Below are 10283 nucleotides of genomic sequence, written 5' to 3'. Positions count from 1 at the left end.
ATTCCAGCGCGCCGCCGCCGATGGTGCCCGATTGCCCGCCCTCCCAGACCAGCATCGCCGCGCCCACCTCGCGCGGGGACGAGCCCTGGATCGCCGCGATCACCACGCGGGTGACACGGCCATGCCGCGCCACCGCGGCTGCGAGGGCGTCGCGGTCAAACCCCATGCCGGGCCCTCCCGATCGCGCGCCAGATTTCCTCGGCGGTGGCCGGGGCGTTCAGATAGGGGTAATGCGGCCCGCAGGAGGCCACCGCATCGCTCAGCGCCAGGAAGGCCGAAATGCCCAGCATGAAGGGCGGCTCGCCCACCGCCTTGGAGCGATAGATCGTCTCTTCCCGGTTCGACCCGTCCCACAGCGCCACGTTGAAGATTTCGGGCCGGTCGGAACAGGCCGGGATCTTGTAGGTCGAGGGCGCATGGGTGGTCAGCCGCCCCTTGCCGTCCCAGACCAGTTCCTCGGTGGTCAGCCAGCCGGCGCCCTGCACATAGCCGCCCTCGATCTGCCCGATATCCAGCGCCGGGTTCAGCGAGGCGCCGGCATCGTGCAGGATATCGGCGCGCAGGATGCGGTTCTCGCCGGTCAGCGTGTCCACCGCCACCTCGGTCACCGCCGCGCCATGGGCAAAGTAGAAAAACGGCCGGCCCTGGCCGCGGATCCGGTCCCAGGCCAGTTTCGGGGTCTTGTAAAAGCCGGTGGCCGACAGGCTGACCCGGCCCATATAGACCCGCTGCGCCGCCTCGGCGAAGGAATAGCTTTCACCGCCGACATAAACCCGGCCGTCCCGGAACCGCACCGCCGCCGCCTCGGACTGGTGCTGTTCGGCCAGGAAGGCAGCCATGCGGTCGCTGATGGTGTCGCAGGCATCCTTCACCGCCATACCGTTCAGGTCGCTCCCCGACGAGGCCGCGGTGGCCGAGGTATTGGGCACCTTGGCGGTGTCGGTGGCGGTAATCTTCACCTGGTCCAGCCCGATGCCAAAGCGGCTGGCCGCCACCTGCGCCACCTTCTGGAACAGGCCCTGACCCATTTCGGTGCCGCCGTGGTTCAGATGCACCGAGCCGTCCTGATAGACATGCACCAGCGCGCCGGCCTGGTTCAGATGGGTCAGGGTGAAGGAGATGCCGAATTTGACCGGCGAAAAGGCGATGCCCTTCTTGACGATCTGGTGGGTGGCATTCCAGTCCTGGACTGCCCGCCGCCGCGCGGTATAATCCGAACTTTCCAGCAATTGCCGGGTCATCGCCCCCAGCTCGAAATCCTCGACTTCCATGCCATAGGGCGTGGTCTGCGCACCGCTATGGGGCCTGGGCACCGCCGGCGGAATACTGTCGTCCGCCGACCCGCGCGAGGTAAGATCCACGTGTTTCTTTTCGTCAGAAATACGCTCGGGGGCAGGCGCTGCGGCTGCCGCGGGGGCAGACACCCCCCGGTCGGTCCGGTCCGCATAGTAATTCCGCCGCCGCAGTTCGACCGGGTCCAGCCCCAGCACATGCGCGGCGTGATCCATCACCCGTTCGATCCCGAACATGCCCTGCGGCCCGCCAAAGCCGCGATAGGCGGTGGCCGATTGCATATGCGTCTTCAGCCGGTGGCTTTCGATCCGCGCGGCCGGCAGCAGATAGGCGTTGTCGGCATGCAGCATCGCCCGGTCGGCCACCGGCAGCGACAGATCCATCGACCAGCCGCAGCGGGTATATTGCCGGAACTCCACCCCCAGAATGTGCCCCTCGGCGTCGAAGCCGGCGCGATAATCGATGCGGAAATCGTGGCGCTTGCCGGTGATCACCATGTCGTCGTCGCGGTCATAGCGCATCTTGCAGGGCCGGCCGGTCAGCCGCGCCGCCACCGCGCAGGCGCAGGCCAGATGGTTGCCCTGGCTTTCCTTGCCGCCGAACCCGCCGCCCATGCGCCGGGTTTCCACCCGCACCGCATGCATCGGCACGCCGATGGCCTCGGCCACCTTGTGCTGGATCTCGGTCGGGTGCTGGGTGGACGAGCAGACGATCATGTCGCCGCCTTCCTGCGGCAGCGCCAGCGCCGCCTGGCCTTCGAGATAGAAATGCTCCTGACCGCCCATTTCCAGCCGCCCCTCGATCACGTGGGGCGCTTTGGCGATGGCGGCGGCGGCGTCGCCCTTGGCATAGATGCGCGGGCCGTCTTCGAACCGGCTGTCGGCGGCCAGCGCGTCGTCATAGGTCAACAGCGCGGGCAGCTCGTCGTATTCCACCCGGCCCAGCCGCGCCGCCTTGCGCGCGGCGAGGTGGCTCTCGGCGACCACGGCAAAGATCGGCTGGCCGACATAGAACACCGTGTCCACCGCCAGCAGCGGTTCGTCGTGGTTGGATGGCGAGACATCGTTTTCGAACGGCAGGTCGGCGGCGGTCAGCACCGCCACCACGCCGGGCGCGGCGCGCACCGCGGCAAGGTCCAGCGCGGTGATGCGGCCATGAGCGATGCTGCTTTGCCCGAAGGCCAGGTGCAGGCAGTCGCGCGGGGTGGGGATATCGTCGATATAGCGCGCCGCGCCGGTCACATGCAGCGGTGCGGCGTCATGGGGCAGGGGTTTGGCGACGGTCATGCGCTGACCTCCAGCACCGACACGGGCTCGCCGCTGAGTTCGGCGAAATAGCGCAACAGCATGTTGCCGGCGCTGGCCAGCCGGTAATCGGCCGAGGCACGCATATCCGACAGCGGGTCGAAATCCTTGGCAAAAGCGGGCAAGGCCGCCGCCACGCTGTCCTTGTCCCAGGGCTTGCCGATCAGGGCCGCCTCGACATGGGCGGCGCGTTTCGGGATGCCGGCCATGCCGCCAAAGGCAATGCGCGCGCCGGTTACCACTCCGTTGGCGACGGTGACGTTGAAACAGCCGCAGACCGCCGAGATATCCTGGTCGAACCGTTTCGACAGCTTGTAACAACGCAGGCTGTCGGCGCCGCGCGGCAGGCTGACCGCCTCGACAAATTCGCCGGGGTCGCGGGCCTGCTTGCCATAGTCGATGAAGAATTCCTCGATCGGCAGGCTGCGGCGGGTCTCGCCTTTGCGCAGGTGCAGCGTGGCTCCCAGCGCGATCAGCGCCGGAGGGTTGTCGCCGATCGGCGAGCCATTGGCGATATTGCCGCCGATGGTGGCGGCGTTGCGCACCTGGACCGAGCCATAGCGGCGGATCAGCTCGGCATAGGACGGATAGATCGGCGCCAGCGTGTCGCGCACCCGGTTCATGTCGACCATGGCGCCAAAGCGGATGCTCTCGTCGCCTGTTTCGACGGTTTTCAGATCCTCGCAGCCGGCGAGGAAGATCACCGGGTCCAGCACGCGCAGCGCCTTGGTGACCCAGAGCCCGACATCGGTGGCCCCGGCCACCAGGGTGGCGTCCGGATGGGCGGTGTAGAGCGTTGCCAGCTGATCGGCGCTGCCCGGCAGGAACACCGGGGCGGCGCCCCGGGCCGGGGCGCTGTCCTGCACCCAGTCCGGTACCGGTTCGGCCGCCGCCGCCTCGGCCGCGCGGATGATCGGGGCGTAGCCGGTGCAGCGGCACAGGTTCCCGGCCAGCTGGTCGTCATGGTCGCGCGCGCCGTTGCGATGGGCGGTGGCCATCGACATGATGAAACCCGGCGTGCAAAAGCCGCATTGGCTGCCATGATGGTCGACCATGGCGCGCTGGACCGGGTGCAGCGTGCCGTCGGCCGCGGCGATGCCTTCGACCGTGCGCAGCGCCTTGCCGTGCAGCTGCGGCAAAAACAGGATGCAGGCATTCAGCGCCTTCGCGCCGCTGGCATCGGTCACCATCACGGTGCAGGCGCCGCAATCGCCCTCGTTGCACCCCTCCTTGGTTCCGGTCAGCCCGCGCGTGTCGCGCAGCCAGTCGAGGAGGGTTGTTGTTGGGGCGATCCCGGTCAGTTCGACAGTCTCTCCGTTCAGAAGAAACGTTATGTCCATGCGCCAATAACCCGTCGCCATACCCTGTCAGTGCGGCCACGTTGTTTTCCCCGATGCGACGTAAAGGAAATGCGGACCGTTATCTCTTTGTTGAAAATTAGAAAATCGCCGGGGCGTCTGGCAAGCAAAAGCTCGGCCCCGCGGGGCGCTGCGGGGCCGGAAACTTCCGCGCCCTGGCCGGAACGCGCGCGAATTAGGCATTGCAACTCAAGCCTTTGCGCGGCGCGGTGTCGCAGGACCGGGTGAAGGAGCTTCAAATTTTAGCGAACAATCCGGCTTAATTTTCCAGCGATTTCGCAAGCTGTTCCAGTTGCTCGGCCGCCGTGCCCCATCCGTCGAAGAACCCCATCTCTTCATGGCTCTTGCGGTCCTCGGGCGAGGCGTGTTTGGCCAGCGCGTGATAGCGGGTGCCGGCCTCGACCGGTTCAAAGCTGATGAAGGCGGTCATGAAGCCCTTGCCGCGCGGGCGGTGGCCCGGACCCATCGCATCGGTGAAGGACAGGCTGCGCTCGGGGTCGACGGCCAGGAAACAGCCGGCGCCTTCGTCCATCACCGTGCCATCGGGGCCCTGCATGACGCAGTGGAAGATGCCGCCCGGCCTTGGATCCAGCGTCGCCTCTTTCACCCGCCAGGGGGCGGGGCAGAACCAGTGTTTCAGCAGCTCGGGCTCGGTCCAGCAGCGCCACAGCGTGGCCGGGCGGGCCTGGATGATTCGGGTCAGTTCAAGATCGAGGTCGGGGTTCATTTGCGCGGGTCCTTTCGCGGGGTATTGCCGGGCTGCGCCTGTTCTTCCAGCGCCTCGGCCATGGCGGCCAGGCGATCCGTGCGTGCCTCCCAATTCCGGCGCTGCCGGGTCAGCCAGTGTTCCACCGGTTCCAGCGCCGCCGGGTGCAGCGCGCAGATGCGCTGCCGGCCGACCTTTTGCGAGGTGACCAGATCGGCGCGTTCCAGCACGTCGAGATGTTTGAGGAACGAGGGCAGGGCCATGTCATGCGGCGCCGCCAGATCCTTGACCGGCGCCGGGCCGCCGGCCAGCCGCTCGATCACCGCGCGGCGGGTCGGGTCGGCGAGGGTGGCGAAAATCAGGTTGATTCTTTGGTTAGCCATAGGGCTAACTAATATCCGAAACCGGCCGCGGGCAAGAAAAACTTAGCCTTTGAGGTAACTTTTGTCGCGCCATGCGCGCCCGGCCGCCCTCCCACCTCCGGCGGGGAAGGGGGGCGTTGTGCCGTGCAGCCAGTTTTTGTACTTTCCGGCGCCCGCGTCCCTTCATAGGGTGTCGGCATGAGCAGTTCCCCCCGATTCATTCACCTTCGCCTCCATTCCGAATATTCGCTGCTGGAAGGGGCGGTGCGGCTGAAAAAGCTGCCCGGCCTGTGCGAAAAGGCCGGCATGCCCGCCGTGGCGCTGACCGACACCAATGACATGTTCGCGGCGCTGGAATTCTCGGTGACGCTGTCGGGCGCGGGCATCCAGCCGATCCTGGGCTGCCAGATCGACCTGGCCTATCGCGAGACGCCGCCGGGGGCGAAACCCTTCGATCCCGCGCCGCTGGTGCTGCTGGCGCAGGACGAGGTCGGCTATGGCAACCTGATGAAGCTGAATTCGTGCCTGTATCTTGGCAAGGGGGGGCAGCGGCCGCAGGTCACGCTGGACGAGTTGGAGGCCCATGCCGGCGGGCTGATCTGCCTCAGCGGCGGGCCGCTCGGGCCGGTGGGTCAGCTGTTGCAGCTGGGTCAGCGCGGCGAAGCCGAGGCGCTGGTGCAGCGCCTGCACGGCGCCTTTGGCGACCGGCTTTACATCGAGCTTCAGCGCCACCCGCGCGAGGATGGCAGCAAGCCCGAGGCCGAACGCCTGACCGAGCGGGGGCATGTGGAAATCGCCTATGCCATGGGCCTGCCGCTGGTGGCCACCAACGATGTCTATTTCCCGAATTCCGAGATGTACGAGGCGCATGACGCGCTGATCTGCATCGCCGAAGGCGCCTATGTCGACCAGCAGGCGCCGCGCCGCCGCCTGACGCCGCAGCATTATTTCAAGACGCCGCAGGAAATGGCGGTGCTGTTCGCCGACCTGCCCGAGGCGCTGGAGAACACCGTCGAGATCGCCCGCCGCTGCGCCTATATGGCCCACCGGCGCGACCCGATCCTGCCGCGCTTTGCCGATGACGAGGTCGAGGAACTGCGCCGCCAGGCCAAGCAGGGTCTGGCCGAACGGCTGGCGGTGATTCCGCATGCCACCTCGGTCGAGGAATACGAGAAGCGGCTGGAATTCGAGCTGGGCATCATCGAGGGGATGGGCTTTCCCGGCTATTTCCTGATCGTGGCCGATTTCATCAAATGGGCCAAGGATCACGACATTCCGGTCGGACCCGGCCGCGGTTCGGGCGCAGGCAGCCTGGTGGCCTATGCGCTGACCATCACCGACCTGGATCCGCTGCGCTATAGCTTGCTGTTCGAACGCTTCCTGAACCCGGAACGGGTGTCGATGCCGGATTTCGACATCGATTTCTGCATGGATCGCCGCGAGGAGGTGATCCATTACGTGCAGGAGAAATACGGCCGCGACAAGGTGGGCCAGATCATCACCTTCGGCGCTTTGCTGTCCAAGGCGGCGGTGCGCGACATCGGCCGGGTGTTGCAGATGCCCTATGGCCAGGTCGACCGGCTGTCGAAGATGATCCCGGTGGAAGGGGTAAAGCCGGTTTCGATCGAAAAGGCGCTGGTGGATGAACCGCGCCTGCGCGAAGAGGCCCGCAACGAAGAGGTCGTGGCCCGCCTGCTGGACTATGGCCAGCAGGTCGAGGGGCTGCTGCGCAACGCCTCGACCCATGCCGCCGGGGTGGTGATCGGCGACCGGCCCTTGGACGAGCTGGTGCCGCTGTACCAGGATCCGCGCTCGGACATGCCGGCGACCCAGTTCAACATGAAATGGGTCGAACAGGCCGGGCTGGTGAAGTTCGACTTCCTCGGCCTGAAAACATTAACTGTGATCCAGAACGCGTTGGATCTGATCCTGAAATCGGGTCGCCCGCTGCATGTCGCCGCCGATGGCACGCTACTTTATGACCCGGCCGAGGGCGCTGAGAACCAGATGAACGCCATCCCGCTGGATGACGCGCGCACCTATGACCTTTATGCCCGCGCCAAAACGGTGGCGGTGTTCCAGGTGGAAAGCTCGGGCATGATGGACGCGCTCAAGCGGATGAAGCCCACCTGCATCGAGGATATCGTCGCCTTGGTGGCGCTGTACCGGCCCGGCCCGATGGAGAACATCCCGACCTATTGCGAGGTCAAGAACGGGCTGAAGGAACGTGAATCGGTACATCCGCTGATCGACGATATCCTGGAGGAAACTCAGGGCATCATCGTCTACCAGGAACAGGTGATGCAGATCGCCCAGGTGATGGCGGGCTATTCCTTGGGGGGCGCCGACCTGCTGCGCCGCGCCATGGGCAAGAAGATCAAGGAGGCGATGGATGCCGAGCGCCCGAAATTCGAAAAGGGCGCGGCCGAGAACGGGGTCGACAAGAAGAAAGCCAGCGAAGTCTTCGACCTGCTTGAGAAATTCGCCAATTACGGCTTCAACAAATCGCATGCCGCCGCCTATGCGGTGGTGTCCTACCAGACCGCCTGGCTGAAGGCGAACCACCCGGTCGAATTCATGGCCGGGGTGATGAATTGCGATATCCACCTGACCGACAAGCTGGCGGTGTATTTCGAAGAGGTCCGCAAGGGGCTGAACCTGCCCTGGGTGCCGCCCTGCGTCAACCGCTCGCAGGCGGCCTTCGACGTGGTGAAGGGCGAACTGGTCTATGCGCTGGGCGCGCTGAAGAATGTCGGGCTGGACGCGATGCGTCTGATCACCGAGGCGCGCGGCGAGACCCCTTTTGTCACCTTGTTCGACCTGGCGCGCCGGGCCGATCTGAAACGGGTGGGCAAGCGGCCGATGGAGATGCTGGCCCGCGCCGGCGCCTTCGACGTGCTGGACAGCAACCGGCGGCGGGTGTTCGAAAGCCTGGATGCGCTGGTGGCCTATTCGGCGGCGGTGCACGAGCAGAAGAACTCGGCCCAGGTCTCGCTGTTCGGCGAGGCCGGCGATGATCTGCCCGAGCCGCGCCTGGCCCGCGTGCCCGACTGGCTGCCGGCCGAGCGGCTGGCCGAGGAATTCAAGGCTGTCGGCTTCTACCTGTCGGGCCATCCGCTGGACGATTACTTGCCGGCGCTGCGGCGCAAGGACGTGGTGACGCTGGACGAGCTGACCGAGCGGGCCGAACGGGCGCCGCTGGTCGCCAAGCTGGCCGGCGTGGTCGCCGGCCGGCAAGAGCGCAAGTCGGCCCGTGGCAACCGCTTTGCCTTCGTGCAGATGAGCGACCCCACCGGCGCCTTCGAGGTCACCCTGTTTTCCGAGGCGCTGGAGGCGTCGCGCGACCATCTCGACAGCGGCTCGAAAGTGGTGGTGACGGTCGAGGCGACGATGGAAGCCGATCAGCTGAAGCTGCTGGGCCGTTCCATCGCGCCGGTGGACGTGGCGGTGGCGCAGGCCGGGGCGCTGGGACTGAAGGTTTTTATCGAGGAGCCCGGCGCGGTGACCACGGTGGCCGCGGTGCTGGAACAGGCACAGCAGGCGGCGCGGACGGCGGCACGCGGGCCGGTGCGGTTCTGCCTGCGCGATCCCGACCTGCCCGGCGAGGTCGAGGTGGAACTGGGCGAGGATTTCGCGGTGAACCCCGAGATCAAGGGCGCGCTGAAAAGCCTGGATGGGGTGTTGACCGTCGAGGAGTTCTAAACTCGCCGGTCCCCCTGCCGGGCGCTGTCCTGCGCCAGTGGAAAGCCGTTGGAAAACTGACACAGAGCTTTGATATCCCACTCCTTAGACGGGGCGGGAGGATGCGCCGATGGCGGAAGATTACGATCTTGACCGGGCTTACGAGATCGACGGGCCAGAGGCGGCGCGGCGGCTTTATGGCGAATGGGCAGCGACCTATGACAGCGCCTTCGGGGCCGACTGGGGCTATATCGCGCCGCGCGAGATTGCGCGGCTGCTATTGTCCGAAATCGGCGAGCTGACACCGATATTGGATATCGGCGCCGGCACCGGGCAGGTGGCCGAACATCTGAACGGGCTGGCGACCGATGGGATCGACATCACCCCCGAGATGCTGGCGATCGCGGCGCAGAAGGGGCTGTATCGGACCCTGATCGAGGGCGACCTGACCCGGCCGCTGGACCTGCCCGACGCGGCCTATGGCGCGGTGATCTCCTGCGGCACCTTCACCCATGGCCATGTCGGCCCCGACTGCCTGCCCGAATTGCTGCGCGTCACCCGGCCCGGCGCGCCGTTCTGCTGTGGCACCAAGCCGGACGTCTTCGACCGCATGGGATTCGGCTCGGCCCTGGCCGGGCTGGTGGCCGAAGGGCGGATCACCCCGGTGCGCTTTCGCCGGATCGACATCTACGAAGGTGCCGATCACGCCCATAAGGACGACAAGGGCCTGGTGATCCAGTTTCGCAGAATTTGAGCCGGCGCAGTCAGGCACCGCGCCCGGTTGTGGTGCGGTTTCCGGTTGCGCTGGCCGCAAAACCCGCCAGAACATGCAGCCGAAGCAAGAGCGAGCTGCTATGACCCGGTCCATCGTTATTCTTGGCGTGTTTGTCGCCGACACCACCTATCGTGCCACGCGGTTGCCGCAGAAGGGTGAAACGCTGATCGGCACCGGTTTTGCCCTGGGCCCCGGCGGCAAGGGATCGAACCAGGCGGTGGCGGCGGCACGGGCCGGGGCCACGGTGCATTTTATCAGCCGGCTGGGACGCGACGCCTTTGCCGAAATGGCGCTGGCAACCTGGGCCGAGGCCGGCGTGACACCGGCGGTCACCCGGGACGAGACCGGATTTACCGGCGCCGCCTGCATCTTTGTCGAGGAGGCCACCGGCGAGAACGCGATCATCATCTGCCCCGGCGTCGCCGAGATGATCTCGGCGGCGGACCTTGAGGGGCAGGGCGACCTGATCGCCGATGCCGGCGTGTTCATGACCCAGCTGGAACAGCCGTTGGCCGCGGCGCAGCGCGGGCTGGAACTGGCCCGCGCCGGCGGTGCGGTGACGATCCTGAATCCGGCTCCGGCGCGGGCGCTGCCGGACAACATGCTGGCGCTTTGTGACTACATCACGCCGAATGAAACTGAGGCGGCGGCGCTGACCGGCATGCCGGTCACCTCGCAGGACGAGGCGGCGGCAGCGGCCCAGGCGCTGCTGGACCGGGGGGTGGGCGCGGCCATCATCACCCTGGGCGAAAACGGGGTGCTGTTCCACGACGGCCGGGCCGCGACGCATGTCCCGGCCTTCCG

At 66.5% G+C, this 10283-nt stretch carries 8 protein-coding genes; 3 read left to right on the top strand and 5 right to left on the bottom strand.

Features of this window, described 5'->3' with window-relative positions; all coding sequences use genetic code 11:
* The 5 genes from CVM52_RS20495 to CVM52_RS20475 all read right to left on the bottom strand — a co-directional run.
* Nucleotides 1-166, bottom strand: a 166-nt coding sequence (locus CVM52_RS20495; RefSeq protein WP_276308651.1) for an XdhC family protein, incomplete at its 3' end; no start/stop codon positions are given.
* A complete protein-coding gene (gene xdhB, locus CVM52_RS20490) occupies nucleotides 156-2579 on the bottom strand; it encodes a xanthine dehydrogenase molybdopterin binding subunit (protein ID WP_100164275.1) in 2424 nt (807 codons plus the stop codon). The genes xdhB and CVM52_RS20495, both read right to left, overlap by 11 nt.
* Nucleotides 2576-3937 (bottom strand): xanthine dehydrogenase small subunit, encoded by a 1362-nt coding sequence (gene xdhA, locus CVM52_RS20485; RefSeq protein WP_100164274.1) that lies wholly within the window; start codon nucleotides 3935-3937, stop codon nucleotides 2576-2578. The genes xdhB and xdhA overlap by 4 nt, the downstream gene beginning before the upstream one ends.
* 277 nt (nucleotides 3938-4214) lie before the next feature.
* Nucleotides 4215-4682, bottom strand: a complete 468-nt coding sequence (locus tag CVM52_RS20480) for an SRPBCC family protein (protein WP_100164273.1) — start codon at nucleotides 4680-4682, stop codon at nucleotides 4215-4217.
* Nucleotides 4679-5044, bottom strand: coding sequence for an ArsR/SmtB family transcription factor (locus tag CVM52_RS20475; protein ID WP_100164272.1), 366 nt, complete (start codon nucleotides 5042-5044; stop codon nucleotides 4679-4681). The genes CVM52_RS20480 and CVM52_RS20475 overlap by 4 nt, the downstream gene beginning before the upstream one ends.
* A 177-nt stretch (nucleotides 5045-5221) precedes the next feature.
* Here CVM52_RS20475 and dnaE point away from each other — a divergent pair, with 177 nt between their 5' ends.
* The 3 genes from dnaE to CVM52_RS20460 all read left to right on the top strand — a co-directional run.
* Complete coding sequence (gene dnaE, locus CVM52_RS20470) at nucleotides 5222-8725, top strand: DNA polymerase III subunit alpha (protein ID WP_100164271.1); 3504 nt, start codon at nucleotides 5222-5224, stop codon at nucleotides 8723-8725.
* A 109-nt stretch (nucleotides 8726-8834) separates the two neighbouring features.
* Nucleotides 8835-9458, top strand: a complete 624-nt coding sequence (locus CVM52_RS20465) for a class I SAM-dependent DNA methyltransferase (RefSeq protein WP_100164270.1) — start codon at nucleotides 8835-8837, stop codon at nucleotides 9456-9458.
* Nucleotides 9459-9558: 100 nt separating this feature from the next.
* On the top strand, nucleotides 9559-10283 hold a 725-nt coding region (locus tag CVM52_RS20460; RefSeq protein ID WP_100164269.1), incomplete at its 3' end, for a ribokinase.

It is taken from the genome of Pseudooceanicola lipolyticus (assembly GCF_002786325.1).
GTDB classification, from domain to species: Bacteria; Pseudomonadota; Alphaproteobacteria; order Rhodobacterales; family Rhodobacteraceae; genus Pseudooceanicola_C; species Pseudooceanicola_C lipolyticus.
The sequence above is the reverse complement of the archived record's forward strand: the minus strand, read 5'-3'. Positions and strand labels throughout refer to the sequence as shown.

Coding starts and splice junctions, on each gene's coding strand:
- xdhB (WP_100164275.1), bottom strand. CDS start 2,579: ATGACCGTCGCCAAACCCCTGCCCCATGACGCCGCACCGCTGCATGTG.
- xdhA (WP_100164274.1), bottom strand. CDS start 3,937: ATGGACATAACGTTTCTTCTGAACGGAGAGACTGTCGAACTGACCGGG.
- CVM52_RS20480 (WP_100164273.1), bottom strand. CDS start 4,682: ATGAACCCCGACCTCGATCTTGAACTGACCCGAATCATCCAGGCCCGC.
- CVM52_RS20475 (WP_100164272.1), bottom strand. CDS start 5,044: ATGGCTAACCAAAGAATCAACCTGATTTTCGCCACCCTCGCCGACCCG.
- dnaE (WP_100164271.1), top strand. CDS start 5,222: ATGAGCAGTTCCCCCCGATTCATTCACCTTCGCCTCCATTCCGAATAT.
- CVM52_RS20465 (WP_100164270.1), top strand. CDS start 8,835: ATGGCGGAAGATTACGATCTTGACCGGGCTTACGAGATCGACGGGCCA.